This window comes from Azonexus hydrophilus DSM 23864 (genome assembly GCF_000429605.1).
GTDB classification, from domain to species: Bacteria; Pseudomonadota; Gammaproteobacteria; order Burkholderiales; family Rhodocyclaceae; genus Azonexus; species Azonexus hydrophilus.
Genome location: NZ_AUCE01000018.1, coordinates 124,744 through 151,050, shown reverse-complemented (window position 1 = coordinate 151,050; position 26,307 = coordinate 124,744). Strand labels below are relative to the sequence as shown.

The following is a 26,307-nucleotide window of genomic DNA, read 5'->3' as shown; positions in this document are numbered from 1 at the left end:
CGGCTAAACTGCCGGACATGCGAATCCTTCTCAGAAACCTCGGCGTGCTCCTGGTCGGTCTGGCGGGCAGTGTCGGGCAAGCCCAGACCCTGACCGACCCGCTACGGACCGAAGCCATGCCGCCCTTGCGCAGCGCGCATGCGCTGGCAGCCCGGGTCGGCGAGCTACCCTGTGCCGACCAGTTGCCAGCCGCGCCGTTGAGCGCACTCGACGCGGTCGACCTGGCCCTGTGCAATCACCCGCAGACGCGCGAGTTGTGGGCGAGCGCGCGGGCGCAGGCGGCGCAGGTCGGCGTTGCCCGCTCGGGCTGGTTGCCGTCGGTGGATGGTCGGGCCGGCGTCACCCGCAACTTCAACGAAACACGCAACCTGACACAGCAGAGCGCCTCGCTCAGCCTGTCGTGGCTGTTGCTCGACGGCGGCCAGCGCGCGGCCGGCATCGACAACGCAACGCGCCTGCTCGACGCCGCGCTGGCGACCCGCGATGCGACGGTGCAAACGCTGTTCCTGTCGGCCTTGCAGACCTATCACGGCGCCCAGGCCGCGCGGGCGGCGGTGCAGGCGGCGCTGGAGGCCGAACGCTCGGCGCAGGAAAGCCTGGCCGCCGCCGAATTGCGCTACCGGGTCGGCGCCGGGACGCCGGCCGAGCGTCTGCAGGCGCAGACGGCGGCTTCTCAGGCACGGCTCAACCGGCAGCGGGCCGAGGGTGAGGCGCGCAGCGCGCTAGGCAGCCTGGCCAATGCGCTCGGCCTGCAAGCACAGACACCGCTGCAATTGGCGGAAATGTCCCCGGTCAGCGGAGATGCCGGCTTCCGTAAGGATCTCGATACGCTGATCGCCGCTGCCATCGAACGTCGTCCGGACCTGAAGGCCGCCGAAGCCCAGGTGCTGGCCGCCGAGGCGTCGGTGACGGCGGCCCGGGCGCAGGGTTTGCCAACGCTGTCGCTGGCGGCTGGGCCGAACTGGCAGCGCGTCGATGGCGTGACCAACCGCAGCGGTGCGATCGGGCTGACCCTGAACGTGCCGCTGTTTTCCGGTTTCGACACCACCTATCGCGTACGCGCCGCCGAGGCCCAGCAGGAAGCCCGCGCGGCCCAGCGCGACCGCATCCGCAACCAGGTCGCACTCGATGTGTGGAAGGCTTATCACAGCCTGAACACGGCCACCGAGGCGCTGCAGACGACGCGCGACCTGATCGCCAGCGCCGAGCAGTCAGAACGTGTGGCGCTCGGCCGCTACAAGGCCGGCGTCGGTTCCGTGCTCGATCTGCTGAGCGCCCAGACGGCGCTGGCCCAGGCGCGCGTCCAGCGCATCCAGGCCGAACTTGACTGGAATATCTATCGTGCCGCCCTGGCCCAGAGCATGGGCGCGCTCGACTACACGCTGCTGCAGGCAGCCGGGGAATGAAGATGAAGAAGACCGGAAAAATATTGATCCTGACCGTTCTCGCTGCCAGTCTGGCCGGTGGCAGCTACTGGTTCGTCAAGCAGCGCGCGGCGCAGGACCCGGAGAAGCGCTACCGCACCGCCGAACTGGCGCGCGGCAACGTGACCCAGGCGGTGTCGGCCAACGGCACGCTCAATCCGGTGGTGCTGGTCAGCGTCGGTACCCAGGTCTCGGGCACGGTGCGCAAGCTGCACGTCGATTTCAACGACAAGGTGAAGGCCGGTCAGGCGCTGCTTGAACTCGACGATGCGCTGGTCTCGGCCACCGCTCGCCAAAGCGCCGCCAGCATCACTTCGGCGCAGGCCAGCCTTGATCTGGCGGTGGCCAACGAAGCGCGGATGAAAGCCCTGCTCGCCGAGGAGTATGTCTCCAAACAGGAGTACGATCAGGCGGCGCAGGTTCTGCGCTCGGCGCGGGCGCAACTGGCGCAGGCGCAGGCGCAGCATGCGCGCGACCAGGCCAATCTCGGCTACACGGTGATCCGCTCGCCGGTTGACGGCGTGGTCATCGACCGCGTCGTTGATCTCGGCCAGACCGTGGCCGCCAGCTTCCAGACGCCGACCTTGATCAAGATCGCCCAGGATCTGTCGGAGATGCGCATCGATACCAGCTTTGCTGAAGCCGACATCGGCGCCATCCGCGAGGGGCAGAAGGCGAAGTTCACGGTCGATGCCTTCCCGGACCGCCAGTTCGAGGGCGTCGTTCAGCAAATCCGTCTCAACCCGGTGACGCAACAGAACGTGGTCACCTACAACGTGCGCATCTCGGTGGCCAATCCGGATCAGATCCTGCTGCCGGGGATGACGGCCTACGTGACCATCGGTGTGCGTCAGCGCGAGAATGTGCTGCTGGTGCCCAACGCGGCGCTGCGCTTCAAACCGGCCGAAAGTGCCCCGGCGGCGCCGGCCGGAGCGAGCGCCGGCGGACCGCCTTCGCCCGGTGCCGGTGGCGGCAAGGGCCGGGCGCGCGCTGGCCAGGGGGCGACCGTGCATGTGCTGGAAAGCGGCCAGTTGAAGGCCGTACCGGTTCAGTTGGGCATTACCGACAGTCGCAATACCGAACTGGTCTCCGGCGAACTGGCCGAGGGCGTGCGCATCGTCGTCGGTGAAAACGGCGGGCCGGCCAAGGCGCCGTCGTCGGTCGGCATGCGGATGTTCTGATGGCTGCTTCCGTCATCAAGGTCGCCGAGCTGGGCAAGTCCTACCAGACGGCGGCCGGCGAGTTTCCCGCGCTGCGCGGTGTCGATCTCGACATCACGGCCGGCGAGTACGTGGCGATCATGGGTCCGTCCGGTTCCGGCAAATCGACCTTCATGAATCTGCTCGGCTGTCTCGACACGCCGAGTGCCGGCGACTACTTCCTGGCCGGCGAGAATGTTGCGCAAATGAGCAAGGACGCCCTGGCCCAACTGCGCAACCGGACCATCGGTTTCGTCTTCCAGGGCTTCAACCTGCTGCCGCGCATGAGCCTGCAGGACAACGTCGCGCTGCCGCTGGTCTACGCCAATGTCGACAAGGAAACCAGGCGGGCGCGGGCGCGTGTGCTGCTTGAACGTGTCGGTCTCGGCCAGTACGCTGAATCGCTGCCCAACCGCATTTCCGGTGGTCAGCAGCAGCGCGTGGCGATTGCCCGGGCGCTGGTTAACGAGCCGCGCCTGATCCTCGCCGACGAGCCGACCGGCAATCTCGACAGCCACACCAGCGAGGAAATCATGCGCCTGTTCGGCGAATTGAACGCGGACGGCATCACCATCGTGCTGGTTACGCACGAGCCCGACATCGCCGCCCATGCCAGCCGCCAGGTGCGCTTTCTCGACGGTCACATCGTCAGCGACCACCTCACCGGAGAACAACCATGATCCGCCCGATGCTCGGCGAAGCCTGGCTGGCGATGGGCGCCAACCGCCTGCGCACGGCGCTGACCATGCTCGGCATGGTGATCGGCGTCGGCGCCGTGGTCATCATGCTGGCCATCGGCCAGGGGGCGCAGTACGCGGTGCAGCAGACGATCAGCACCATGGGCTCGAACCTGTTCATCGTCCTCTCCGGTTTTTCGACCAGCGCCGGCGTGCGCAGCGGCAGCGGTGGCGGGCCGACACTGACCGTTGCCGATGCCGAGGCGATTGCCGAACTCGACGGTGTTGCCAACGTCGCGCCGACCCACCAGGGCTCGCGGCAACTGGTCTATGGCGCGCAGAACTGGAATACCCAGGTCATCGGCACGACGCCGGCCTATCTCGATGCCCGCGCCTGGAGCCTCACCAGCGGCGGCAGTTTCGGCGATTCCGACGTGCGTTCGGCAACGCGGGTGGCGGTGATCGGCAAGACCGTCGCCGAAAACCTGTTCGGCGACGAAGACCCGGTCGGCAAGACGCTGCGCATCCAGCAGAGCCCGTTTGTCGTCACCGGCGTGCTCGCCGCCAAGGGACAGAATCTCGATGGCCGCGATCAGGACGATACCGTGATCATTCCGCTGTCCACCGCGCAGCGCAAGGTGTTTGGTACGCCCTTCGTCGGCTCGGTGCGGATGATCATGGTCCAGGCCGATTCGGCCGAGGGCATGGAAAGGGTGATGAGCAATGTCGAGTCGCTGCTGCGCCAGCGGCATCGCCTGCGCGACGACACGCCCAACGACTTCTTCATGCGCAACCTGTCGGCTGCCGCCGAGTCGGAAGCGGAAACGACGCGGACCATGTCCATCCTGCTCGGCGCCATCGCCTCGATCTCGCTGATCGTCGGCGGCATCGGCATCATGAACATCATGCTGGTGTCGGTCACCGAGCGCACCCGCGAAATCGGCATCCGCATGGCCATCGGCGCGCGGCAGAAGGACATCCTGCTGCAGTTCCTGCTCGAAGCGGTGATGATTTCCTTCGCCGGCTGCCTGCTTGGCCTGACGCTGGGCATCGCGATTGCGCTGGGCATCAACGCCATCACCGGCATGGTCGTGGTCATTTCCGGGACGGCGGCGCTGCTGGCCTTTGCCGTTGCCGCCGGGGTCGGCATCTTCTTCGGCTGGTACCCGGCGCAGAAGGCGTCGCGGCTCGATCCGATCGAGGCGCTGCGCTACCAGTGATCAGCGCAGCCGCGGGCGGTTGCCGAGTTCGTTCGGGTTGTCGTCGGCTGCTGCCGGGAAATGTTCGGCGAGCAGGGCGCCGATGCGGCCGATGGCGCTGACCAGTCCGTCGCGGTAGCGACCGGCGGCGAAATCGGCTTCGGTGGCGTGGCAGATGTCGTCCCACACGGCTTGCGGCACGCGCCCGGCGATGCCGCTGTCGGCGAGGATTTCCAGCTGGTGGTCGAGCAACTGGATGTAGAGCAGGATGCCGGTCGCCTCGCGCGTCTGGTTCACGCCGTATTCCAGGAACAGGCGAGCGGCCCGCTGGCGGCTGTCTTCTTCGTGCCAGAGCGCGGCAAAGGGCAAGGCGCCTTCGATGACCACGCAGATTTCGCCGCGATGGGTCTTTTCGGAAGCATCGATGGCGGCTTCGACGGCGTCGAGATCATCCTTGCCGAAATGGCGGTTGATCAGCCAGCCCGGCGCGGTCAGGTGTCTGAGTTTGCGTAACAGTCCCATCTCACCATCTCCCCGAGGCGCCGCCGCCACCAAAACCGCCACCGCCGCCGGAAAAACCGCCGCCACCGCCACGACTGCCACCGCCGCCTCCGCTATGCCAGCCGCCCTTGCCGGCGCGCATGAAGGAGGCAAAGAAGGTGATCAGCGCGGCGATCACGGCGGCGCTCAGCGAACCGAAACTGAACCAGGCCAGCGCACCGGCCAGCAGTGAAATGCCGAGCGCGCCGACCAGGCCGAACAGGGCGCGGGCCACACTGGCGACGAAGATGGCGATGAACAGCAGGCTGTCGGTGTCGAAGCCGGCGCTTTCCGGTTTTTTTTCCTTCGGCGGCGGCAGGTTTTCGCCGTCGATGACGCGGACCAGCGTGTCGACGGCTGCGCTGAGGCCGCCGGCAAAGTCGCCGTCACGGAAACGCGGCGCCATCTGTTCGTCGACGATGCGCTTGGCAATCGCGTCGGGAATCGCACCTTCCAGCCCGTAGCCGACTTCGATACGCATGCGCCGGTCGTCTTTGGCGACGATGACGATGACGCCGTCGTCCACGCCTTGACGCCCGATTTTCCAGCTTTCCGCCAGGCGGATGCCGAACTGCTCGATGCTTTCCGGTGCGGTGGTCGGCAGCAGCAGGACGGCGATCTGCGCGCCTTTTTCCTGTTCCAGCCGGGTCAGCCGCTCGACCAGGCCGGCCCGGTCGCCGGCCGACAGCGTGCCGGTCAGGTCGACGACGCGGTCGCTCAGGGCCGGTAAGGCCAGCGGGCCGCTGCTCCAGCCGGTGATCGGCAGGAGCGCGAACAGGCAGAGCAGCAGCCAGCGCAACATCGCTTACTTGTTGTTGAAATTAACGGCGGGAGCGTCTGCAATGGCCTGTTCGTTTTCAACACTGAAGTTGGCCTTGGGCTTCCAGCCCAGGACCATCGCCGTCAGGTTGTTCGGGAAGGTGCGCACGGAGATGTTATAGACGCGCACCGTCTCGATGTAGCGGTTGCGGGCGACGGTGACGCGGTTCTCGGTGCCTTCGAGCTGGGCCTGGAGGTCGCGGAAATTGGCGTCGGCCTTGAGTTGCGGATAGTTCTCGGCAACCACCAGCAGGCGGGCCAGGGCGCTGCTCATTTCCGATTGCGCGGCCTGGAACTTGGCGAAGGCAGCTTCGTCATTGACCAGCTCGGGGGTGGCGTTGATGCCGCCGACCTTGGCGCGGGCTTCGGTGACCCGGGTCAGCACTTCCTTTTCGTGGGCGGCGTAGCCCTGGACCGTGGCCACCAGGTTGGGCACCAGGTCGGCGCGCCGCTTGTACTGGTTGAGCACTTCCGACCAGGCGGCATTGACGCCTTCATCGTTGATCTGGATCTGGTTGTAGCCGCAGCCCGAGAGCAGGGTGACGAGCAGGGCGATCAGGGTAAGCAGGCGCAGGCGCATGGAAGATGTTCTCCGGAATGTTTTATGGGCTTAGTGTAGTAGTTGTCGGGCGGGCGTACGTAAAATTTGGTTTTTACTGGTCGAGCACCGCACTGGCCCAGCCCAGGGCCTTGCGGTAACTCTCGATCAGGGTGGCCGGTGACAGTTGCAGGGCACCCGCAAGCACCACGGCCTGATCGAGACGGCAGCGTTCGAGCATGATGGCCAGTTGCAGGAAGCGCGCGTGGTGGCCCTCGTTGTGCAGCAAGGCGGCCTTGACCGCTGCTGGCAGATGGATGTGGGCGAGCACGTCGGCCATCGGGCGGTCGAGCAGGCTGTCGGCAATCGACAGCAGGCCGACCAGAAAGGCTTCGTCGGCAGTCTGCTTGCCGTGGCCGGTGGCCAGGCCCTCGAGCAAGGCCGCCCGGCAGAGCGCCAGGACCAGCAGTGTGCGGTCGCGTCCATCGTTGCCTTCGATGTTGAACAGGGCCAGCGACAGCCAGCGGTAAAGCGCATCGCGGCCGAGCAGGGTGATGGCTTCCTCGAGACTGGCAACCTTGCGCGGCAAGCCGTAAAGCGGCGAATTGGCCATGTCCAGCAACTTGACCACGACGGCCGGGTCGCGCAGTGCGGTGGCGGCCAGCGCGCCGAGTTCGGCGTCGCTGCGGATCTGGTTGAGCATGTCGAGAACGACCAGGCGGCTCTCGCTGATTTTTCCGGGGGGCGCTTCCTGATCGCGGGTGCCGGCGAAACCGCCGATGCTCAGCTTGAACCCGATACGCTGACACAGCCGGTGTTCGGCCCAGGATTCGACGCCGTCGGCGACCAGTAGCAGGCCGGGGCGCTGACGCAGCGACTGCAGGTGTTTTTCCTGCGTGGCCAGTTCGGTCTTGCGAAAGGCGAACAGCACCAGGTCGAGCGGCCAGTCGCCGCTGTCTGCGCCAGCGGCATGGTCGTGAATGGCTGTCCTGGCACCGGCGGCCCGGATTTCCGCCAGGCGCTGTTGCGGTGCCGGGTCGGATTCGAGGTCGCTGAGCAGGATGAAGGTCTGGGGGGCGATGATTTCCGAGAAATCCGCCGTCTGCCATTGCTCGACCGTCAGGGAAATCAGCAGCGGACGCTGGCCGCCTGCGTGATGTACGTTTTCGGCGAGCAAGGCGGCGCGGATTGCGGTGCCGGAGATCACATTGCGCTTGTCCAGGGCACGTGCCTGCAGACGGTAGCCGGCAATCTGCGATTGACCATCGAGCATTTCCTGCCAGACGAAGAGAATGCGTTCGGCGACAGGCGTCGATGCACCAGGCGCGGCTGGCTGGGCAGGCGGCGTCGCCGCCGGTGCCGGCGGAGTTTCGGGGCGCAGCAGGCCGAACAGTTTCCTGAAGAATTGCAAGTTTTCAATCCGTCGGTGATGAAAACAGCATCATAGGCCGACGTCTGCGTTTAGGGAATCTCCCGCGCCGGATCAAGTCGCCGCCAGTGGCCGTCGACACGTCCCTCGATCGGCTGGAAATTGATCTTGTAGGCCATTTTCCGGCTGTCGGCGATCCAGTAGCCGAGGTACAGCCAGGGCAGGCCGAGTGCGTGGCATTGCTGGATCTGCCACAGGATGTTGAAAACGCCGTAACTGGCGCCCAGTACGTCCGGGTCGAAGAAGGTATAGACCGACGACAGGCCGTCGTCGAGGACATCGATCAGGCTGACCATGCGTACCTGGTCGTTTTCGGAAAATTCGATCAGCCGGGTGTCGACGCTGCTTTGCAGCAGGAATTGCGCATATTGCTCGTGGCTGTCTTCGTCCATGCCGCCGCCGGGATGGCGGCTGGCCTGGTAGCGGACGTAGAGGTCGAAATGCTCGGCTACCGAAATCAACGGCATTTCGCGGATCTGCAGGTCGGCATGGCGTTTCCAGGCGCGGCGCTGGCTGCGCGTGGGCGTGAACTCGGCGACCGGCAGTCGGACCGGGACGCAGGCCTGGCACTGGTCGCAGTGCGGGCGGTAGGTGAAGATGCCGCTGCGGCGGAAACCGGCGCGGACCAGCGTGCTGTAGATGCCGCTGTCGATCAGGTGGGCTGGTGTGGCGACCTGTGAGCGGGCCTCGCGCTCGGGCAGGTAGCTGCACGGGTAGGGCGAGGTTGCATAGAACTGCAGCAGCGAGAAGGGCAGGTCGGCGTCGTTGGCTTGGGACATGGGATTTACCAGTCGGTGGTCACGGCAAGCTGCCAGACGCTGCGTTCGCCCTGGCCGATCAGCGCGCGCATGTGCTGCAGGAATTCGCTGCGCGGAATTTCCGCCGCCCCGAGCGAGGCCAGGTGGTCGGTGTGCATCTGGCAGTCGATCATGCCGAAACCCCGCTCGCGTAACAGTCGGATCAGGTAGGCGAAGGCGAACTTCGAGGCATTGTCGCGCCGGGAGAACATCGATTCGCCGTAGAACATGCGGCCGATGGCCAGGCCGTACAGGCCGCCGACGAGTTCGCCTTCTTCCCAGGCTTCGACCGAGTGCGCCCAGCCGAGTTCATGTAGCCGGATGTAGGCTTCCATCATTTCGTTGCTGATCCAGGTCCCGTCCTGTCCGCGTCGCCGGGTTGCCGCGCAGGCCGCAATGACTGCGGGGAAATCCCGGTCGGCGCTGATCGTCAGCGTATCGCTGCGCAGCAGGCGCCGCAGGCTGCGCGAGAGGCGGAAGTTTTCCGGAAACATGACCATGCGCGGGTCCGGGCTGTACCACAGGGCCTGCCCCTCGACCGTGCCCCAGGGAAAGATGCCGCGCCGGTAGGCATCGAGCAGGCGATCCGGCAGCAACAGCCCGCCGACGGCGAGCAGGCCGTTCATCTCCTGGCGCGCCTCGGTGACCGGCGGAAACGGGTCGAGCGGGCCGAGAAAGGGAATCATGCGCCGGCGGTCAGCGGTGCCAGGTCACCGGCTGCTCGGCAAGCGCCTGTTGCTCGAAGCGGATTTCGCAATCCGGATCATCCTCGCAGGCATCGTGCTTCTTGAAGGCGATCACGTGATCGGCGTCGAGGCGGATGCCGATCTTCTCGCCCAGCGCGTGGTTGTGATGCGACGGGACCAGCGACAGCACCTCGCTGCCACTACTCAGGCGCAGGGTGTACAGGATGTCGGCGCCGCGGAAGGCCTTGTGCAGAACTTCGGCCTGCACCGGGCTGGCGTCGTCGTGCACGATGTCGTCCGGACGCAGCAGGATGTCCACGCGGCAGCCGTCTTCGCAATGCGAGCAGCTTTCGTTGCACTCCACCGGCGTGTCGGAAATCAGCGTGCCCAGTTCCATGGATACCGAATTGCCTTCGCCAACCGTGCCGGTGAGCAACACGCCCTGACCGACGAAGTCGGCGACGAAGCGGTTGGCCGGGCGGTGGTAGAGGTTGTACGGCGTATCCCATTGCTGGATGCGGCCGTTGTGCATGATGCCGATCTCGTCGGCCATGGCGAAGGCTTCGTGCTGGTCGTGGGTGACCATGATCGCGGTCGAGCCCTCGCGTTTGAGGATTTCTCGCACTTCGACCGAAAGCCGCTCGCGCAGGCCGACGTCGAGGTTGGAGAAGGGCTCGTCGAGCAGGATCAGTTCGGGGCGTGGCGCCAGTGCCCGGGCCAGGGCCACCCGCTGCTGCTGGCCGCCGGAGAGTTCGTGCGGATACTTGTTGCCCTGGCCGCCGAGGCCGACCGTGGCGAGCAACTGGCGTACGCGCAGCGAAGCGGCTTCGCCTTGCCGGTCGGGCAGGCCGAAGGCGACGTTTTCCTCGACGGTGAGATGCGGGAACAGCGCGTAATCCTGGAAGACCATGCCGATGCGGCGCTTCTCGGGAGCGACCCGGGCGTCCGGGCGGCTGACCGTCTGGCCGTGCAGGCGGATTTCACCGCCGGCAATGTCCTCGAAGCCGGCAATGCAGCGCAGTAGGGTTGTCTTGCCGCAGCCCGACGGGCCGAGCAGGCAGGCAATCTGTCCGGGCGCCAGGCGAAAATCGACCCCGTCGACGACGGTATGCTTGCCGTAGCGTTGAATTACGCCAATCAATTCGAGCTGTGTCATGGTGCTCGATTATAATTCGCATTCATGCACCTGCACACGCGCTCATTTCCCTTCCTGCTGATCGTCGGTATCGCGGTGGCCGTGCTGGCCGCCCTGCCGGTCGCCAGCGTCGGTCTGAACCTGTTTGTCGGCGGTACCAGCGACACCTGGAGTCACCTGTCGCAGACCGTCTTGCCGGAATACATCGCCAATTCGCTGCTGCTGTGCCTGGGCGTCGGCATCGGCGTCGGCCTCATCGGCGTGTCGACGGCCTGGCTGACGGCGATGCACGAGTTTCCCGGCCGCCGTTTCTTCGAGTGGGCGCTGGTCCTGCCGCTGGCCGTTCCGGCCTACGTGATGGCCTACGTGTATACCGATTTCCTGCAGTTCGTCGGCCCGGTGCAGAGCACGCTGCGCGATCTGTTCGGCTGGCAATACGGCGATTACTGGTTCCCGGACATCCGCACCTTGCCCGGCGCCATGCTGATGTTCATTTTCGTGCTCTATCCCTACGTCTACCTGCTGGCCCGCACGGCTTTCCTCGAACGCGCCAGCGGCATGCTGGAAGCGGCACGGACGCTGGGCATGGGCTCGCGCCGCGCCTTCTTCAAGGTGTCGCTGCCGTTGGCGCGACCGGCTATCGTTGCCGGCATCGCGCTGGCGCTGATGGAAACGCTGGCCGATTACGGCACCGTTGCCTATTTTGCGGTCAATACCTTTACCACCGGCATCTACCGTGCCTGGTTCTCGCTCGGCGACCGGGTCGCTGCTGCCCAGCTGGCGGCCATGCTGCTCGGTTTCGTGCTTTTCCTGCTGATGGCCGAGCGGATTTCCCGGGGGCGGGCGCGCTACCACAACACCACCGGGCGCAACCGGCCAATGGCTGGCGCGACATTGCGCGGCCTGCCGGCGCTGGCGGCGGTGCTGGCCTGCGCTTTACCCCTGTTGATTGGATTCGTCCTGCCGGCGCTGCTGTTGCTGAAAATGGCCTTGACCGACGGCGATGCGCAGTTCGGCGAGCGCTTCCTTATGCTGTCGCGCAACAGCTTCCTGCTGGCCGGCACGACGGCGCTGATCGCCGTCTTGATCGCCCTGTTGCTCGCCTATGGCGCACGCCTTTCGAAGTCGAGCGTGGCGGCGGGCCTGAACCGTCTCGTTGGCCTCGGCTACGCGGTGCCAGGTGCGGTTATTGCCGTCGGCGTGCTGATTCCCGTGACCCGCCTCGACCACTGGCTGGCCGGACAGTGGGAGTTGTGGTTCGGCAACAACCCCGGCCTGCTGCTGACTGGCGGCATCGCCGCGCTGATTTACGCATATCTGGTGCGTTTCCTGGCGGTGGCCTTGCACTCCGTCGAATCCAGCCTGGCCAAGATCACGCCGAGCATGGACGACGCCGCACGCAGCCTGGGCCTGGGCCAGGCGGCCACCCTGGGGCGCGTGCATGCGCCCTTGCTGCGCGGGAGCCTGCTGACCGCCGGCCTGCTGGTTTTTGTCGATGTGATGAAGGAATTGCCGGCGACGCTGGTCATGCGCCCCTTCAATTTCGATACCCTGGCCACCCAGGCTTATACGCTGGCGTCCGACGAGCGGCTGGCCGAAGCATCGACCGCTTCGCTGGCCATCGTGGTCGTCGGCTTGCTGCCGCTGATCCTGCTGTCGCGGCAGATTACGGCGTCGCGCCGGGGCTAGGTCGCCTCTTTCTTGCCGACGCCTTCGACCTTTTCCCAGGCGCCGCTGGCGCGCTCGAAATCAAGAGTCAGGACACTGGTATCCACGCCGTAGACGCCGCGTAAGTCGACTTCCTCGATATTTTGTTCGGCGGGAGAGAAGTCGATCACGTTGTCGTGAAATGCCTTGGCACTATTTTTTTCGCTGGCTGGAGTCGAAACAGCGTCAGGTACGTCGTGCCGCTCGAATTCCAGCATGGGAACGTCAAGTGATTCGGTGTTGCCGGCCGTCAGTTCCTTGGCGCGCTCATATACCGCCATCGGGATTTCCAGGCCGAAAGGAATCTGGGCGTCGTGGGACAGCAGCAGGGCGACGATCTCGGTATTGTTGGCGCGCATGGCGGCCCGGAGCGGGGCGCCCGGCCCGTCGGCCGTCGGGGCGTTGACGTCGGCGCCGTGCTTGAGCAGTTCGCGGATGATCGGAACATTGCCGGAAAAGCAGGCGGTTCGCAGCGGTAATCCGGCATAGCCGTGGATGTCTTTTTCTTCGACATCTCCGCCATCCTCTAGGGCGGCGATAACCCGGGGCAGACTGTTTGCCCGGATTGCTTCAATGAGTGGGCTGGCGCCAAAGCTGTTGGATCCCATGGTTTCCTTCCCTGCAAGTGGGGGAGATTTTAGGGGAAGCCAACCGCTTTGGCGAGGTCTTGCGACAATGGCGCTTATTTGAAGCCGGCGCGATCGAAGATCATCTGGGCCTTGACCTGGTACATGGCCAGGCTGTTGACCGGAAGATTGTCGGCCTTGAAGGCACCCAGCTTGGTCAATGCCGGATTGGCAACCTTGACCGAAGCGACGACCGGCCATTCGTTGTTGCCGTCGGCAAAGTAGCGCTGCGCGGAATCCGACGCCAGGTATTCCAGGAACTTGATTGCCGCTTCCTTGTTCGGTGCATGCTTGAGCATGCCGCCGCCGGAAACGTTGATGTGGGTGCCGGTGGTGGCCTGGTTCGGCCAGACGACGCCAATGTTGTCGATGACCTTCTGGTCTTCGGGCTTGGTCGAGCGCATCAGGCGTGCCACGTAGTAGCTGTTGGAGATGGCAACGCCGCATTCGCCGGCAGCAACCGCCTTGATCTGGTCGGTGTCGCCGCCCTTCGGGGTGCGCGCAAAATTGGCCACCATGCCGCGGGCCAGTTGCTCGGCCTTGGCTTCGCCTTCATGGGCAATGACCGAAGCCAGCAGCGAGAGATTGTAGGGGTGCGAGCCCGAGCGCGAGCAGACCATGCCCTTCAGCTTCGGGTTGGCCAGATCGGCGTAGTTTTGAACGTCAGCAGCCTGGACGCGGGCCTTGTTGTACACAATGACGCGGGCACGGGTCGAGAACGAAGCCCATTCGTCGGTGCGCAGGTGGGCCGGAATACGGCTCTCCAGCACTTTGGACTTGAGCGGGGCGAACAATCCCAGTTCGCGGGCCTTGGCCAGGCGCGACGCGTCAACCGTCAGCAACACGTCAGCCGGGCTGTTGGCGCCTTCGTTGCGGATACGCTCGAGGAGTTCCTCTTCCTTGCCTTCGATGCGATTGATCTTGATGCCGGTCTGCTTGGTGAAGTCGGCATAGAGGGCTTCGTCGGTCTGGTAGTGGCGTGCCGAATACAGATTGAGCACCTTTTCCTGAGCGATGGCTGGCTGGAACGCGGCAACAAGGGTCAGCGCGGCGAGCGTGGCTTTCGTTTTCATGTACAGCTCCTGAGATTAAACGATATGAGAATGGTTCGTTTTCATTGTATTGGTTTTTTTGGTTAATGAGAACTGTTATTGTGTTTTGGCGAAAAAAAACGACCCGAAGGTCGCTTGTCTAGGCCTGCTTACTGGGCTTCGATGATCCGGCGAGCGCCGTTGAAGCGGGTCATCCAGTAGCTGTTGTTCATGTTCTCGACACGGACTTCGGCACCGGCGCGTGGTGCGTGCAGGAAGTGGTTGTCGCCAAGATAGATGCCAACGTGCGAGAAGGCACGGCGCATGGTGTTGAAGAACACCAGATCGCCCGGTTTCAACTGGCTCAAATCCACCTGTTCGCCAACCTGACTTTGTTCGCGGGCCGTGCGCGGCAGGTAGGCGCCGATGCTTTCCTTGAACACGGTTTGCACGAAACTGCTGCAGTCCAGTCCGGCCTCAATGCTGTTGCCGCCCATCTTGTAACGCACGCCAACCAGCTTCAGGCCTTCAAGGATGACATCCTGCGTAGCGTTGGTGTAACGTTCGAACAAGGACATCGGCGCCTCCTGCTGGCGCGTCGTTTCGCTGGCGTAAACAGCCGTCTGAACGTTCAAGGCCAGACAGGCGGCGAGCAGGAGAGGGGCGAAGCCGGATTTCATGGGCGCTTAATCTATTTGAAATTTTCCGCCCTGTAAAGTCTCGAACGCGATCAGCCTCGGCTGGTGACGGTGGAACTATGTTCATAATCCGTAATTATGAATACAATTTGAACCCTGAGAAGTGAGGAGCACAACACAATGGATTCCTTCAAGGCATTGCTGATTGAGGAACACGAAGGCAAAGTCGGGCATCGTTTCGTCGACATGACGCGCGCTGACCTCGACGCAGGCGAAGTCGTCATCCGGGTCGCCTACTCGAGCATCAATTTCAAGGATGCGCTGGCAGCGACCGGTGCCGGCAAGATCATCCGGCGTTTTCCCTGTGTTGGCGGTATCGATCTGTCCGGTACCGTGCTTGAAAGTGCCGATCCGCGTTTCCAGCCGGGCGATCCGGTGATTGCCACCAGCTTCGATATCGGTGTGGCCCATCACGGCGGTTACGCCGAACTGGCACGCGTGCCGGCCGACTGGGTGGTCCCGCTGCCGGCCGGTCTGAGTCTCTATGATGCGATGGCCCTGGGGACCGCTGGTTTTACCGCAGCACTCGGCATCGTGCGCATGGAAGAAAATGGCCTGACCCCGGACAAGGGGCCGGTGATCGTCACCGGCGCCACCGGCGGCGTCGGCAGTCTGGCTGTGGATATGCTTGCCCAGCGCGGTTACCGTGTCGTGGCGCTGACCGGCAAGGAGAGCGAAGCCGATTACCTGCGCGGTCTGGGGGCGGCGGAAGTCATGTTGCGCCAGGATCTCGACCTGAGCCGGATCCGTCCGCTCGACCGGGCCCGCTGGGCCGGGGCGGTCGACAACCTGGGCGGCGATGTGCTGGCCTGGATTGCCAGCACGATGGAGCAGGGCGGAACCATTGCCAGCATCGGCCTGGCCGCCAGCATGTCGCTGAATACCACGGTCGCGCCGTTCATCCTGCGCGGCGTCTCATTGCTCGGCATTGACTCCGGTTACATCCGCGAACCTTACCGCAGCGGCGTCTGGCAGCGACTGGCCAGCGATTTGCGGCCGCCGCACCTGGCCCGCATGTCCCGCTCGATTCCCTTTGCCGATCTGCCGGCGACCTTCGATGAATATATCAGTGGTCGGGCCAAGGGCCGGGTCGTGGTTGAAGTGGCCGGTGGCTGAGATGGCCGAGTTGCCCCGCGTCTTGATCGTTGACGACTCCAAGGTCGTCCGGGCCTCGCTGGCCCAGCACATCAAGACGCAGTACGAGGTACGCGAAGAGGCCGACGGGGATGCCGCCTGGCAGACGCTGGTGCTCGATCAGTCGATCCGGGCCGTGGTGTCGGACCTGCAGATGCCGAAAATGAACGGCTACGAGTTGCTGGAACGCCTGCGCACCTCACGCCTGCGTCGCCTGCAGCAAATGCCGTTCATCCTGGTTTCCGGTGAGGAGACCGAGGAGGAGCGCGGCAAGGCGCGCGGCCTGGGGGCTTCGGATTTCATCACCAAGGGTAGCGGCGCGATCGAGGTCCTGACCCGGCTTGGCAACCTGCTGGCCTTGCAGCAGGCCCAGGAAAATCTCGATTCCGGTCGCGAGCAGATGGTGCAGAACCCGGCGACCGGGCTGTTCACCCGCAAGTATCTGGAACTGCAGGCGGCGCAGGCGCTGTCGCATTCGGCGCGGCATGGCATTGACGTCAGCCTGATGGTGCTCGGTTTTGACGGTTACGAGGTGCTCACGCACAAGCTCGGGCCGGCGCTGGCTGAGGAAGTCGGCAACCGTTTCGCCAAGATGCTGGGCAGCAAGATGCGCCAGGAAGACAGCCTTGGCCATATTGCCGACGGGCGTTTTGCGGTGGTGTCGCCGGGGACGGCGGCGAACTACTGTGTCAGTTTCGCCGAGCGCGTCCGTCAGGCGGTCGAGGCGTCGCGGCTCTCTGTGCAGGGGCAGTCGCTGGGGTTGACGGTGAGCATCGGTCTGGCCAGCGTGCCGACCGATCTGGTCAGTTCAGCCGGCGCGCTGCTCGAACTGGCAGAACAGCGCATGCTGCAGGCGATGCAGGCCGGCGGCAATCGTACCGAGGCCGGTGGCAGCTTGCCGGCAACGCGGCCGATTTCGCTGCAGCACGCACTCGAACTGTTGCGTGCCAATCGTCCGGGGCCGGTCATGGCGCATCTGGACGCCCTGCTTGGGCAACTGAGGCCCTTGCTGGCGCTGATGGAAAAGGAAATGGGCCTGGATCTGCCAATCGAGCAGATCGAGTGTTATTTGAGCGAACGGGCAAAGGCCAAAAAATAATCCGTTCTTTTGTTTTGATGTGCAGGAAACCACTAGCTAGAGGGAGTTATATGGCGACTTACAAGGAGTTTCACCAGTATTCGATCGAGCAACCGGATGCGTTCTGGACCGAGCAGGCCCAGCTCATCGACTGGAAGGAACCGTTCACCCAGGTCTGCGATTTCTCGCGTCCGCCGTTTGCCAAATGGTTCGTTGGTGGCAAGACCAATCTATGCCACAACGCCATTGACCGCCATGCGGCCAAGCGTCCGAACGACAATGCGCTGATCTTCGTGTCGACCGAAACCGACGAGGAGAAGATTTATTCCTTCGCCGAGTTGCAGACCGAAGTCGAGCGCATGGCAGCGATCTACAAGGGTCTCGGTGTCAAGAAGGGTGACCGCGTCCTGATCTACATGCCGATGATTCCGCAGGCAGCCTTCGCAATGTTCGCGGCAGCCCGCATCGGCGCCATCCACTCGGTGGTGTTCGGCGGTTTTGCTTCCGGCTCGTTGGCCACCCGCATCGACGATGCCAAGCCGGCGCTGATCGTTTCCAGCGATGCCGGCATGCGCGGCGGCAAGGCCGTGCCGTACAAGCACCTGCTCGACGAAGCCATCGAAATTGCCGAGCACAAGCCGGCTCACGTGCTGATGGTTGATCGGGGCCTGGACAAGGGTTACAACAAGGTTGCCGGGCGCGACGTCGATTACGCCACGCTGCGCGAGCAGAACCTGAATGCCCGCGTCGAGTGCGAATGGCTGGAATCGTCCGATCCGTCCTACATCCTCTACACCTCCGGTACCACCGGCAAGCCGAAGGGCGTGCAGCGTGATACCGGCGGTTACGCCGTGGCCCTGGCTTCGTCGATGAAGCACATCTACTGCGGTAACGAGGGTGAAACCTATTTCTCGACCTCGGATATCGGCTGGGTCGTCGGTCACTCCTACATCATCTACGGTCCGCTGATCGCCGGCATGGCCACGATCATGTACGAAGGCACGCCGCTGCGCCCCGATCCGGGCATCTGGTGGCAGATCGTCGAAAAGTACAAGGTATCGGTCATGTTCTCGGCGCCGACCGCCGCCCGCGTGCTGAAGAAGCAGGATCCGGCCTACATGCACAAATACGACCTGTCGTCGCTCAAGCATGTGTTCATGGCCGGCGAGCCGCTCGACCAGCCGACGCACGAGTGGTTCCAGAACGAACTGGGCCGTCCGGTCATCGATAACTACTGGCAGACCGAAACCGGCTGGCCGATGCTGGCCGCGCTGCACGGTGTCGAAAAGACGCCGATCAAGTTCGGTTCGCCGAGCTTCCCGGTCTACGGCTACAACCTCAAGATCTTCCGCGAGGACGGTTCCGAGTGCGGCGCCAACGAGAAGGGCATTGCCGCGGTCATCCCGCCGCTGCCGCCGGGCTGCCTGTCCACCGTCTGGGGGCAGGACGATCGCTTCGTCAGCACCTACTTCACGCTGTTCAAGGAGCCGCTGGTTTACTCCTCCTACGACTGGGCGATCAAGGACGAAGACGGTTATTTCACCATCCTCGGCCGTACCGACGACGTGATCAACGTTGCCGGTCACCGTCTGGGCACCCGTGAAATCGAGGAAGCCGTGCAGAACCACCCGGCTATCGCCGAAGTGGCCGTGGTCGGTATCGAGGACAAACTCAAGGGCCAGGTGCCGATGGCGTTTGCCGTGGTCAAGGACGCCAGCAAGGTGGCAACGCCCGAGATGGTCAAGGCGCTGGAGAAGGAAGTGTTTGCCACGGTGGACGGCATTCTTGGCGCCATCGGTCGTCCGGCCCGCGTGCATTTCGTCACCGGCCTGCCGAAGACGCGTTCCGGCAAGATGCTGCGTCGTTCGCTGCAGGCGCTGGCCGAAGGCCGCGATCCGGGCGATCTGACGACGATCGAAGACCCGTCCACGCTGGAAAACATCAAGAAGCTGCTGGCTGGCTGATCGTTTTCCTGCCCGCAAAACCCCGCCGCTTGAAATCGGCGGGGTTTTTTTATGTGACGCCTTGTAACAATAAGGCGATGACTGGGGTGCTAAAATCATCGGCTGCCTGATCTTAGTGATGATGACGAGCAATGATTTATGAAACAGTAGCTGCGGTCGACCTGGGTTCCAACAGTTTCCGTCTCCAGGTTGGGCGTGTCGTCGATGACCAGATCTACCCGCTCGATGCACTCAAGGAACCGGTCCGACTGGCTTCCGGCCTGACTGCCGAGAAAATGCTCGATGTTGAATCCCAGGAGCGTGCCCTGTCCGCCCTGCGCCTTTTCGGTGAGCGTCTGCGTGGCCTCGACCGTGCCGCAGTGCGCGCTGTTGCTACCAATACCTTGCGGGTGGCCAAGAACGTTTCCTCCTTTCTGCCCCGGGCAGAAGAGGCTCTGGGTTTTCCCATCGAAGTCATCGCCGGCCGCGAAGAAGCTCGTCTGATTTACCTCGGCGCCTCGCATTCCCTGCCGACGGCAGGACACAAGCGGCTGGTCGTCGACATCGGCGGCGGTTCCACGGAATTCATCATTGGCAAGCGGCATGATCCGCAGTTGATGGAATCCCTGTACATGGGCTGCGTCAGTTTCACCATGCGCTACTTCCCCGGTGGCAAGGTCGACAAGCGCCGCCTGCGCGAGGCGCAGGTCGCCGCAGCCAAGGAAATCGAATTGATCGCCCACGATTACCAGCGCTTTGGCTGGAAGGAAGCCGTTGGTTCGTCGGGGTCGGCGCGCGCCATTGCCGACATCCTCGAGATGAACGACATGAATCCGGGCGGCGAGAGCGGCATCACCCGGGTCGGGCTGGAGCGCCTGTGCTCGCTGATGGTCAAGGCGGGTTCGGCCGATGCGCTTGAACTGCGCGGCGTCAAGGGTGACCGTCTGCCGGTCCTGCCCGGCGGTATCGCCATCATGGCGGCGGTATTCGAGGAGCTGGACATCGAACGCATGACCTATGCCGACGGCGCCTTGCGCCTTGGCGTGCTGTACGACCTGCTCGGGCGTTTCCACCATCACGACATGCGCGATTCCACGGTCAAGAGTTTCCGCAAGCGCTACCAGGTCGAACGCGATCAGGTCGACCGTGTCGAGGCGACAGCGCTTTCCGCGCTGACCCAGTTGTCAGGCGGGACGCCCGATGAAAATGACCTGCAGTACCTGTCGTGGGCCTGCCGCCTGCACGAGATCGGCATTTCCGTTGCCCACAACGCCTACCACAAGCATGGCGCCTACATCCTGACCTACGCGGACATGCCAGGTTTCTCGAAGAAGGAGCAGGCGCGCCTGGCGATGCTGGTGCTCGGTCACCGGGGCAAGCTGGAAAAACTGGGGTCGGTGGCGGCCGAGGACAGCATCTGGCGCCTGGTCTTCTGCCTGCGGCTGGCGGTTTCGCTGCACCGCACACGCGATGACCGCGCGCTGCCGGCCTGGCGCGTGTCCACCACCGAGCGCGGTTATCTGCTGGAACTGCCCGATGCCTGGTTGGCCGGAAATCCCTGGACGGCCGCCGCCTTGGGCGAGGAAACGGTGGTCTGGAAGCAGATCGGACGCGAGTTCCTGGTCCGCTCCCGCAAATAGGAGCTCGTCAGCGGGCGACGATGCGCTCGGCGATCCGTTGCTTGAGATCGTCGAGGCGGTCGTCGAAATGGCTGTAGTGCATCAGCGACAGCCCGAACACGCAGGCATAGAGCAGCAGGCTGCGGCTCTTGGCGTCGGCGTCGCTCATGCCGGAAGCGACGAACAGCCGGCGCGTGCATTCCAGGCGGTAAAGATCGACCGACTCGACCACGGCGGCAGCGCGTGCGTCGTGACGGGCCCAGTCACGCACCGCCAGTTCGATCGACATGCCCTTGCGGTTGCGGCTGGCGCCATAAACCTCGATGGCGTAATGGAGTTGCTCCAGCTCCTTGCCGGGGAGTACGCTGGTGGTTTTCTCGATGTCGCGGATGCGGCCTTCGCGCCAGCGCTCCAGCACGGCGTCGAGCAGCGCCTGACGATCCTTGAAATGCCAGTAGAAACTGCCCTTGGTCACCCCGCAGCGCTTGGCCAGAACTTCGACGCGCAGACCGGCGATACCTTCGCGGGCGAGCAGGTCGATGGCGACGTCCACCCAGCGCGTCGGATCGAGCTGGGTGCGGCTGCCGGCGGGCTTGTCGCCGGTCGTGATGCGCCGGTTTCGGGCGGGGGACTTGACAGGTTTATTTTCCATACGCTACCGTATGCTTTTCCATACGACACAGTATGGCGATTGTGCGGTTTGCCAGGTCGTCTGTCAAACAGCGACAATCCTGATAACTACTGACCGATAAAGGAGATGCCAGTGAAAATTCTCGTTCCCGTCAAACGGGTGGTGGACTACAACGTCAAGGTCCGGGTCAAGGCAGATGGCAGCGGTGTCGATCTGGCCAACGTCAAGATGAGCATGAACCCGTTCGACGAAATCGCCGTCGAAGAAGCGGTTCGTCTCAAGGAAGCCGGCATTGCCACCGAGGTCATCGCCATTTCCTGCGGCCCGGCGGCCTGCCAGGAAACCCTGCGTACCGCGATGGCCATCGGCGCCGATCGCGGCATCCTCGTCGAAACCGATGTCGAGCTGCAGCCGCTGGCGGTCGCCAAGCTGCTCAAGGCGCTGTGCGACAAGGAGCAGCCGCAACTGGTGGTGTGCGGCAAGCAGGCCATCGACGACGACGCCAACCAGACCGGCCAGATGCTGGCTGCGCTGGCCGGCTGGCCGCAGGCTACCTTTGCCTCGAAGGTGGTTGTTGCCGACGGCAAGGCCACGGTTACCCGCGAAATCGACGGCGGTCTGGAAACCCTGCAGTTTGCCCTGCCGGCGGTTGTGACCACCGATCTGCGCCTGAATGAGCCGCGCTACGCGACACTGCCGAACATCATGAAGGCCAAGAAGAAGCCGCTCGACACGGTCAAGCCGGAAGACCTGGGTGTCGACGTGGCGCCGCGCCTGAAGACCCTCAAGGTGGTCGAGCCGGCCAAGCGCTCGGCCGGTGTCAAGGTGGCCGATGTGGCCGAACTGGTGAACAAACTCAAGAACGAAGCGAAGGTGATCTGACATGAGCATTCTCGTCATTGCGGAACATGACCAGCAAACCCTGAAGGCAGCAACGCTCAATACCGTTGCCGCCGCCGCCCGTATCGGTGGCGATATCCACGTCCTGGTTGCCGGTGCCGGTTGTGCGGCTGCCGCTGCCCAGGCCGCCACCCTGCAGGGGGTAAGCAAGGTGCTGGTGGCCGATGCCGCCCACTACGCAGCGCAGACCGCGGAAAACCTGGCCGCGCTGGTGCTGGCCAATGCTGCCGGTCGTACCCATATCCTGGCGCCGGCCACGACCTTCGGCAAGAATCTGTTGCCGCGCGTCGCTGCGCTGCTCGACGTCGCCCAGATTTCTGAAATCACCGCTGTGGAATCGGCCGATACCTTCGTCCGCCCGATCTACGCCGGCAATGCCATGGCCACCGTGCAGAGTGCCGATCCGGTCAAGGTCATCACCGTGCGGACGACGGCCTTCGACGCCGTCGCTGCCGGTAACAATGCGCCGGTCGAAGCACTTGCCGCCGCAGCCGATACCGCCACGACCCAGTTGCAGGGTCGTGAGCTGACCAAGTCCGAGCGTCCTGAACTGGGCGCCGCCAAGATCATCGTTTCCGGTGGTCGTGGTCTGGGCAGCGGCGAGAATTATCACAAGCTGCTCGAGCCGCTGGCCGACAAGCTCGGTGCCGCGCTCGGTGCCAGCCGTGCCGCCGTTGACGCGGGTTTCGTGCCGAACGACTACCAGGTCGGTCAGACCGGCAAGGTGGTTGCGCCGCAACTCTACCTGGCCATCGGTATTTCCGGCGCCATCCAGCATCTGGCCGGGATGAAGGACTCCAAGGTGATCGTGGCGATCAACAAGGATCCGGACGCACCGATCTTTCAGGTGGCTGATTATGCTCTGGTCGCCGATCTTTTCGAGACGGTGCCGCAACTGGAGCAGTCGCTGGGCTAAAATGCCCGGGTGAATCTGACCGACGATCTGCTGGGCGAAATGTGGTACTGGGCGGCTTGGGCCGTCTGGCTGCCGCTTTTCGCCCGTAGCGTTTGGCGGGCACCGTGGAAGCGCTTCCGGGAATCGGAGCATTCCAACCTCTGGCTGGGTATGGTTGTCCTGCTGATCCTGGTCTGGAGCCTCAAGGCCGGCGTCAAACCTGGCCTCTCATTGCACCTGCTCGGTGCCAATGTCTTTACCCTGGCTTTCGGGCCGCATCTTGCCTTTATCGGCCTGTCGCTGGTGACGCTGGGCATCACCCTGAATGGCGCTGCCGGCGGTTTTGCCTTTGCGGCAAACGCGCTCTTGCTGGCCGGCGTGTCGGTGTTCATCGCCCATCAGCTATTCAGGCTGGTTGCCCGCTTGCTGCCCCCGCATTTTTTCATCTACGTATTCGTCAATGCCTTCCTTTGCGGCGGATTGGTGATCATGGCTGTCGGCTTGGCGTCGACCCTGTTGCTTGGCGTGGCGGATGTTTATGCGTGGAACTACCTGTTTGGGGAATATTTGCCTTATTATTTGCTGTTGGCATTTTCCGAGGCGTGGTTATCCGGTATGGTGTTGACACTATTTGTCGTATATCGTCCGAATTGGGTGGATTCTTTCGAAGATTCTCGTTATCTTTCCGATAAATAAGCGCTACAATTAAGATATTGGATCGTCATTGAGGGGTGTGTCGTTGAATCGACAGGGTTTTCGTATAACGCTGGGCGCACTGGCATTCGCCGTATCAGGTGCGGCGGCCGCTATTGGCCTTGGCGATTTGCGTGGACAGCTCGTTCTTGGTGACCATCCCGAACTTTCCGTCAGTGTTCTTGGCGCTGACGGTCTTGTCCTCGACGCAGCCTGTTTCAGGCTGATCAAGCCGCGCGGTGGCGACCAGTTGCCCTGGTTGCGGGATGCCGATCTGCGAATCCAGCAAGGAAAGCCGCCAGTTTTGTCGATCGCCGGCCGGCAAAGAGTCCGCGAGCCAATTGTTCAGGTCGCCCTGCATATTGCCTGCGGACATGAGATTTATCGGGAATATACCTTGCTCGCTTCGCCGCGCGTCGAGCCGCCGACTGGTGGTGTCGTCGATATGCCGGCCCGGGTCAGCGAGCCGCTTGAGCGGCCGGTAGCCAAAGCGCCGCCGAGGGCGCCACGAACCCAGGCTGCGCCGAAAGTGCGGCAGCCTCAACCGGCTCCACCGAAGGATACTGCCCCGCTTTTACCCGTTCTTGGGGATGGTGGTGATCGGCTGATGCTTTCAGCCGGTGGTGGTGATGGAGAAAGTGCGCTGCGGCTCGATGCGGTTCTTGGTGAGCATATGCTGGCCGGAGAAATTGCCGAAGCACAGCGGGAAATCCTCCGCCTGGAATATCGCATGCTGGCGGCGCTGCACGAGCAGGCCAGCAGCCAGCTGGCGGCGGCGGAAAAGCTGCGCAGCATGGAAGCGGCGCTGGATGAATTGCAGAGCAAGACACTGGCGCTGACCGAAAAAGCGGGCGGGCAGGCGGCAGCAACGCCGGCAGTGCCCAAAACCCCGGCGCAGCCTGTTGCTCCGGCCTCGGTTCAGGATGAAGACCTGTTTTCCAGCTGGGGATTCTATGGCTTGCTGCTGGGTCTTTTGCTCGGGCTGGCTGGCTGGCTTTTCTGGCGCCGGCGTCAGCAGCATGGGGCCGAAGATGATGATCTGAATTCCGTGCTGGCCGGTTCGCCCGAGCCGGTCATGGATGCGCCGCGCGACGAGGAATTGAAGGAAAAGGCCGTCCTTGACCTGCATCTTGATGGCGATGTCACCGGTACCAAGGCACAGCTTGATGTCGAACTTGAGGGCGGTGCTGCTGCACCGGCTGAAGCGCCGGCACCCCTGCCGGCCCGTCCAGGTGATTCCATCCTGTCGATCAATGCAACGACGCTTGATGAGCATTTTGAAGCCAATCCGGTCATGGAGCTGGCCGATATCATGCTCTCCTTCGGTCGCGTCAAGGGGGCCGCACAGGCCTTGCAGGAATATGTCGACAACAATCCTTCGGAGGCGCTGCAGCCCTGGCTTCGCCTGATGGATGTTTATCGCATGGCCGGCATGCGTGAAGAATTCGATGTTCTGGCCCGTAATCTCAACCAGCAATTCAATGTCGAGATTCAGCCCTGGGAACTGCCTTCGGCGGCGGTCGACCTGGTGCTCGATGGTGACGCCTCGCCCGATGGGGCGCCGGCCCTGCCGAAGCCACAAGGGGTCGAGGAAATGCCGCGCATCATGTCTACCATCCTGCGCATGTGGGAAGCGGAAGATGTGGTCGGTTACATGTACCAGTTGCTTCGCGATAATCGCGGTGGTCAGCGTCTGGGCTTCCCGTTGCCGGTGGTCGAGGAAATCCTGTTCCTGATCGAGCTGAAGGAAACATCCAACCGGATGGAAAAGGAAAAGGCTGCTTAAGCCTGCTTTGGTCGTACATTCCCGATTCTTGAAATGCTTCATCAAGCCCGCGTTCTATGATATAGTCGCGGGCTTTTCCACCTTGCCCCACCGCTAACGCATGACGGGGGGTTTATCCCAAAAGGAGTTTGCATGCGCCATTATGAAATCTGCTTCATCGTCCATCCGGACCAGAGCGAGCAAGTGCCCGGCATGGTCGAGCGCTACCGTTCCATCGTGACCGCCAAGGGTGGTTCGGTGCATCGTCTGGAAGACTGGGGTCGCCGCCAACTGGCTTACCCGATCCAGAAGATCCACAAGGCACACTACGTGCTGATGAATATCGAATGTGACGGCGAGACCCTGGGCGAGCTCGAGCATTCCTTCAAGTTCAATGATGCAGTCCTGCGTCATCTGACCGTCAAGATGAAGTCCGCCGTGACGACGCCTTCCCCGATGATGAAGGAAGAAAAGTCGAAGTCGCTGCTGGCTGGCGAAACCGAAGCTGCAGCCGAAGTCGCTGCTGCCTGATCCGGGTTTCACGGGGAAGCGCGTACTGAACACCATCACCCTGTCCGGCAGCCTGGTCGAGCGCAAAGCCTTGCGCTACACACCGGCAGGCATACCGGTCAGTGAAGGCAGGCTGCAACACCACTCGACGCTGATCGAAAACGGCAGCGAAAGACAGGTGGAAGTTGAAATGGCAGTCCTGGCACTCGGTGATGCAGCACGCTGGCTAGAGGCAGCACCGCTCGGCGGCATGATGCGAATCGAAGGATTCATCGCCGCCCGGGGACGCAACAGCAGAACACCCGTGATTCACGCGAACACTATCGAATATTTGGAAGGAAACGAAAATGGCACGATTCTTCAAGAAGAAGATTGATGACAAGAAAAAGCGTCGCGGCAACAGCCTGTTCAAGCGTCGCAAGTTCTGCCGCTTCACGGCAGAAAAGGTCGAACAGATCGACTACAAGGACGTCGACGTCCTCAAGGAATACATCCAGGAAAACGCCAAGATCATGCCGGCTCGCCTGACCGGCACCAAGGCCGGCTATCAGCGCCAGCTGGGCACCGCGATCAAGCGCGCCCGCTTCCTGGCCCTGCTGCCTTACACCGACAACCATCAATAATTTCCGGGGAG

General features: G+C 63.3%; 28 protein-coding genes. 16 read left to right on the top strand and 12 right to left on the bottom strand.

What is annotated here, in order from left to right:
* Positions 1–17: 17 nt before the first annotated feature.
* Genes G471_RS0110770 through G471_RS0110755 form a run of 4 tightly spaced genes read left to right on the top strand, consistent with a single transcriptional unit; the run spans position 18 to position 4,520 of the window.
* Positions 18–1,406 (top strand): TolC family protein, encoded by a 1,389-nt coding sequence (locus tag G471_RS0110770; protein ID WP_081700231.1) that lies wholly within the window; start codon positions 18–20, stop codon positions 1,404–1,406.
* A complete protein-coding gene (locus G471_RS0110765; protein WP_245580549.1) occupies positions 1,403–2,605 on the top strand; it encodes an efflux RND transporter periplasmic adaptor subunit in 1,203 nt (400 codons plus the stop codon). Before G471_RS0110770 ends, G471_RS0110765 begins: the two co-directional genes overlap by 4 nt.
* Positions 2,605–3,303 carry an ABC transporter ATP-binding protein gene (locus tag G471_RS0110760; protein WP_028995348.1) on the top strand — a complete coding sequence of 233 codons (699 nt, stop codon included), beginning with the start codon at positions 2,605–2,607 and terminating at the stop codon, positions 3,301–3,303. The genes G471_RS0110765 and G471_RS0110760 overlap by 1 nt, the downstream gene beginning before the upstream one ends.
* The gene (locus G471_RS0110755; RefSeq protein ID WP_028995347.1) at positions 3,300–4,520 is read left to right on the top strand and encodes an ABC transporter permease; all 1,221 of its coding nucleotides are present in this window, start codon (positions 3,300–3,302) and stop codon (positions 4,518–4,520) included. The genes G471_RS0110760 and G471_RS0110755 overlap by 4 nt, the downstream gene beginning before the upstream one ends.
* On the opposite strand, the gene G471_RS0110750 is transcribed toward G471_RS0110755, so the two are convergent.
* The 7 genes from G471_RS0110750 to G471_RS17405 all read right to left on the bottom strand — a co-directional run bounded on the left by G471_RS0110750 (position 4,521) and on the right by G471_RS17405 (position 10,464).
* Positions 4,521–5,021: a TPM domain-containing protein gene (locus G471_RS0110750; protein WP_028995346.1), complete on the bottom strand. Its 501-nt coding sequence runs from the start codon at positions 5,019–5,021 to the stop codon at positions 4,521–4,523.
* A gap of 1 nt (position 5,022) precedes the next feature.
* Entirely contained in the window at positions 5,023–5,841 is an 819-nt protein-coding gene (locus tag G471_RS0110745) for a TPM domain-containing protein (protein ID WP_028995345.1), read from the bottom strand.
* A gap of 3 nt (positions 5,842–5,844) precedes the next feature.
* A complete protein-coding gene (locus G471_RS0110740; RefSeq protein WP_028995344.1) occupies positions 5,845–6,438 on the bottom strand; it encodes a LemA family protein in 594 nt (197 codons plus the stop codon).
* Positions 6,439–6,511: 73 nt separating this feature from the next.
* The gene (locus G471_RS0110735) at positions 6,512–7,807 is read right to left on the bottom strand and encodes an EAL and HDOD domain-containing protein (RefSeq protein WP_028995343.1); all 1,296 of its coding nucleotides are present in this window, start codon (positions 7,805–7,807) and stop codon (positions 6,512–6,514) included.
* 50 nt (positions 7,808–7,857) lie between these two features.
* Positions 7,858–8,604, bottom strand: a complete 747-nt coding sequence (locus G471_RS0110730; protein ID WP_028995342.1) for an arginyltransferase — start codon at positions 8,602–8,604, stop codon at positions 7,858–7,860.
* Between the two features lie 5 nt (positions 8,605–8,609).
* Entirely contained in the window at positions 8,610–9,308 is a 699-nt protein-coding gene (gene aat, locus G471_RS0110725; protein WP_028995341.1) for a leucyl/phenylalanyl-tRNA--protein transferase, read from the bottom strand.
* A 10-nt stretch (positions 9,309–9,318) separates the two neighbouring features.
* The gene (locus tag G471_RS17405; RefSeq protein ID WP_081700225.1) at positions 9,319–10,464 is read right to left on the bottom strand and encodes an ABC transporter ATP-binding protein; all 1,146 of its coding nucleotides are present in this window, start codon (positions 10,462–10,464) and stop codon (positions 9,319–9,321) included.
* Positions 10,465–10,488: 24 nt separating this feature from the next.
* Between G471_RS17405 and G471_RS0110715 the strand changes: the two genes are divergently transcribed.
* Complete coding sequence (locus tag G471_RS0110715; RefSeq protein ID WP_028995340.1) at positions 10,489–12,132, top strand: ABC transporter permease; 1,644 nt, start codon at positions 10,489–10,491, stop codon at positions 12,130–12,132.
* Here the strand turns inward: G471_RS0110715 and G471_RS18385 are convergent.
* The 3 genes from G471_RS18385 to G471_RS0110700 form a co-directional block, all read right to left on the bottom strand.
* On the bottom strand, positions 12,129–12,758 hold the full coding sequence (locus G471_RS18385; RefSeq protein ID WP_051295440.1) for an ankyrin repeat domain-containing protein: 630 nt from the start codon (positions 12,756–12,758) through the stop codon (positions 12,129–12,131). The genes G471_RS0110715 and G471_RS18385 overlap by 4 nt on opposite strands.
* A gap of 74 nt (positions 12,759–12,832) precedes the next feature.
* The gene (locus G471_RS0110705) at positions 12,833–13,849 is read right to left on the bottom strand and encodes a Fe(3+) ABC transporter substrate-binding protein (RefSeq protein ID WP_028995339.1); all 1,017 of its coding nucleotides are present in this window, start codon (positions 13,847–13,849) and stop codon (positions 12,833–12,835) included.
* Positions 13,850–13,977: 128 nt separating this feature from the next.
* On the bottom strand, positions 13,978–14,487 hold the full coding sequence (locus G471_RS0110700) for a C40 family peptidase (RefSeq protein ID WP_028995338.1): 510 nt from the start codon (positions 14,485–14,487) through the stop codon (positions 13,978–13,980).
* A gap of 138 nt (positions 14,488–14,625) precedes the next feature.
* Here G471_RS0110700 and G471_RS0110695 point away from each other — a divergent pair, with 138 nt between their 5' ends.
* From G471_RS0110695 to ppx, 4 genes are all read left to right on the top strand, one after another.
* On the top strand, positions 14,626–15,621 hold the full coding sequence (locus G471_RS0110695) for an oxidoreductase (protein ID WP_028995337.1): 996 nt from the start codon (positions 14,626–14,628) through the stop codon (positions 15,619–15,621).
* Position 15,622: 1 nt separating this feature from the next.
* Positions 15,623–16,738 carry a GGDEF domain-containing response regulator gene (locus tag G471_RS0110690; RefSeq protein ID WP_043421464.1) on the top strand — a complete coding sequence of 372 codons (1,116 nt, stop codon included), beginning with the start codon at positions 15,623–15,625 and terminating at the stop codon, positions 16,736–16,738.
* Between the two features lie 50 nt (positions 16,739–16,788).
* Positions 16,789–18,681, top strand: coding sequence for a propionate--CoA ligase (locus tag G471_RS0110685; RefSeq protein ID WP_028995335.1), 1,893 nt, complete (start codon positions 16,789–16,791; stop codon positions 18,679–18,681).
* Between the two features lie 131 nt (positions 18,682–18,812).
* Entirely contained in the window at positions 18,813–20,300 is a 1,488-nt protein-coding gene (ppx, locus tag G471_RS0110680; RefSeq protein ID WP_028995334.1) for an exopolyphosphatase, read from the top strand.
* A 7-nt stretch (positions 20,301–20,307) separates the two neighbouring features.
* On the opposite strand, the gene G471_RS0110675 is transcribed toward ppx, so the two are convergent.
* Positions 20,308–20,931 carry a TetR/AcrR family transcriptional regulator gene (locus G471_RS0110675; RefSeq protein WP_051295439.1) on the bottom strand — a complete coding sequence of 208 codons (624 nt, stop codon included), beginning with the start codon at positions 20,929–20,931 and terminating at the stop codon, positions 20,308–20,310.
* A gap of 111 nt (positions 20,932–21,042) precedes the next feature.
* Here G471_RS0110675 and G471_RS0110670 point away from each other — a divergent pair, with 111 nt between their 5' ends.
* From G471_RS0110670 to G471_RS0110660, 3 genes are read left to right on the top strand one after another with little or no spacing between them, the layout of a single operon-like run.
* Positions 21,043–21,792, top strand: a complete 750-nt coding sequence (locus G471_RS0110670) for an electron transfer flavoprotein subunit beta/FixA family protein (protein WP_028995332.1) — start codon at positions 21,043–21,045, stop codon at positions 21,790–21,792.
* 1 nt (position 21,793) lies between these two features.
* On the top strand, positions 21,794–22,726 hold the full coding sequence (locus G471_RS0110665) for an electron transfer flavoprotein subunit alpha/FixB family protein (protein ID WP_028995331.1): 933 nt from the start codon (positions 21,794–21,796) through the stop codon (positions 22,724–22,726).
* A gap of 9 nt (positions 22,727–22,735) precedes the next feature.
* Complete coding sequence (locus tag G471_RS0110660; protein WP_081700223.1) at positions 22,736–23,401, top strand: energy-coupling factor ABC transporter permease; 666 nt, start codon at positions 22,736–22,738, stop codon at positions 23,399–23,401.
* 94 nt (positions 23,402–23,495) lie between these two features.
* On the opposite strand, the gene G471_RS0110655 is transcribed toward G471_RS0110660, so the two are convergent.
* Positions 23,496–23,774, bottom strand: coding sequence for a hypothetical protein (locus G471_RS0110655; protein WP_028995329.1), 279 nt, complete (start codon positions 23,772–23,774; stop codon positions 23,496–23,498).
* Positions 23,775–24,005: 231 nt separating this feature from the next.
* On the opposite strand from G471_RS0110655, the gene G471_RS0110645 reads away from it, so the two are divergent.
* The 4 genes from G471_RS0110645 (at position 24,006) to rpsR (ending at position 26,296) form a co-directional block, all read left to right on the top strand.
* Positions 24,006–25,184 (top strand): type IV pilus assembly protein FimV, encoded by a 1,179-nt coding sequence (locus tag G471_RS0110645; protein ID WP_157272511.1) that lies wholly within the window; start codon positions 24,006–24,008, stop codon positions 25,182–25,184.
* 132 nt (positions 25,185–25,316) lie between these two features.
* Positions 25,317–25,694 carry a 30S ribosomal protein S6 gene (gene rpsF, locus G471_RS0110640; protein WP_028995327.1) on the top strand — a complete coding sequence of 126 codons (378 nt, stop codon included), beginning with the start codon at positions 25,317–25,319 and terminating at the stop codon, positions 25,692–25,694.
* Complete coding sequence (gene priB, locus G471_RS18825; protein ID WP_342664006.1) at positions 25,654–26,049, top strand: primosomal replication protein N; 396 nt, start codon at positions 25,654–25,656, stop codon at positions 26,047–26,049. The genes rpsF and priB overlap by 41 nt, the downstream gene beginning before the upstream one ends.
* The gene (gene rpsR / locus G471_RS0110635) at positions 26,021–26,296 is read left to right on the top strand and encodes a 30S ribosomal protein S18 (RefSeq protein WP_028995326.1); all 276 of its coding nucleotides are present in this window, start codon (positions 26,021–26,023) and stop codon (positions 26,294–26,296) included. Before priB ends, rpsR begins: the two co-directional genes overlap by 29 nt.
* Positions 26,297–26,307 lie beyond the last annotated feature (11 nt).

Bases quoted from the DNA above. Each gene is read 5' to 3' on its own strand.
- G471_RS0110750 (WP_028995346.1), bottom strand. From the start codon at position 5,021: ATGGGACTGTTACGCAAACTCAGACACCTGACCGCGCCGGGCTGGCTG.
- rpsR (WP_028995326.1), top strand. From the start codon at position 26,021: ATGGCACGATTCTTCAAGAAGAAGATTGATGACAAGAAAAAGCGTCGC.
- G471_RS0110690 (WP_043421464.1), top strand. From the start codon at position 15,623: ATGGCCGAGTTGCCCCGCGTCTTGATCGTTGACGACTCCAAGGTCGTC.
- G471_RS17405 (WP_081700225.1), bottom strand. From the start codon at position 10,464: ATGACACAGCTCGAATTGATTGGCGTAATTCAACGCTACGGCAAGCAT.
- G471_RS0110765 (WP_245580549.1), top strand. From the start codon at position 1,403: ATGAAGATGAAGAAGACCGGAAAAATATTGATCCTGACCGTTCTCGCT.
- G471_RS0110685 (WP_028995335.1), top strand. From the start codon at position 16,789: ATGGCGACTTACAAGGAGTTTCACCAGTATTCGATCGAGCAACCGGAT.
- G471_RS0110770 (WP_081700231.1), top strand. From the start codon at position 18: ATGCGAATCCTTCTCAGAAACCTCGGCGTGCTCCTGGTCGGTCTGGCG.
- G471_RS0110715 (WP_028995340.1), top strand. From the start codon at position 10,489: ATGCACCTGCACACGCGCTCATTTCCCTTCCTGCTGATCGTCGGTATC.
- G471_RS18385 (WP_051295440.1), bottom strand. From the start codon at position 12,758: ATGGGATCCAACAGCTTTGGCGCCAGCCCACTCATTGAAGCAATCCGG.
- aat (WP_028995341.1), bottom strand. From the start codon at position 9,308: ATGATTCCCTTTCTCGGCCCGCTCGACCCGTTTCCGCCGGTCACCGAG.
- G471_RS0110745 (WP_028995345.1), bottom strand. From the start codon at position 5,841: ATGTTGCGCTGGCTGCTGCTCTGCCTGTTCGCGCTCCTGCCGATCACC.
- ppx (WP_028995334.1), top strand. From the start codon at position 18,813: ATGATTTATGAAACAGTAGCTGCGGTCGACCTGGGTTCCAACAGTTTC.
- G471_RS0110700 (WP_028995338.1), bottom strand. From the start codon at position 14,487: ATGAAATCCGGCTTCGCCCCTCTCCTGCTCGCCGCCTGTCTGGCCTTG.
- G471_RS0110665 (WP_028995331.1), top strand. From the start codon at position 21,794: ATGAGCATTCTCGTCATTGCGGAACATGACCAGCAAACCCTGAAGGCA.
- G471_RS0110695 (WP_028995337.1), top strand. From the start codon at position 14,626: ATGGATTCCTTCAAGGCATTGCTGATTGAGGAACACGAAGGCAAAGTC.
- G471_RS0110655 (WP_028995329.1), bottom strand. From the start codon at position 23,774: ATGTCCGCAGGCAATATGCAGGGCGACCTGAACAATTGGCTCGCGGAC.
- G471_RS0110705 (WP_028995339.1), bottom strand. From the start codon at position 13,849: ATGAAAACGAAAGCCACGCTCGCCGCGCTGACCCTTGTTGCCGCGTTC.
- rpsF (WP_028995327.1), top strand. From the start codon at position 25,317: ATGCGCCATTATGAAATCTGCTTCATCGTCCATCCGGACCAGAGCGAG.
- G471_RS0110755 (WP_028995347.1), top strand. From the start codon at position 3,300: ATGATCCGCCCGATGCTCGGCGAAGCCTGGCTGGCGATGGGCGCCAAC.
- G471_RS0110730 (WP_028995342.1), bottom strand. From the start codon at position 8,604: ATGTCCCAAGCCAACGACGCCGACCTGCCCTTCTCGCTGCTGCAGTTC.
- G471_RS0110645 (WP_157272511.1), top strand. From the start codon at position 24,006: ATGCTTTCAGCCGGTGGTGGTGATGGAGAAAGTGCGCTGCGGCTCGAT.
- G471_RS0110740 (WP_028995344.1), bottom strand. From the start codon at position 6,438: ATGCGCCTGCGCCTGCTTACCCTGATCGCCCTGCTCGTCACCCTGCTC.
- G471_RS0110675 (WP_051295439.1), bottom strand. From the start codon at position 20,931: ATGGAAAATAAACCTGTCAAGTCCCCCGCCCGAAACCGGCGCATCACG.
- G471_RS0110760 (WP_028995348.1), top strand. From the start codon at position 2,605: ATGGCTGCTTCCGTCATCAAGGTCGCCGAGCTGGGCAAGTCCTACCAG.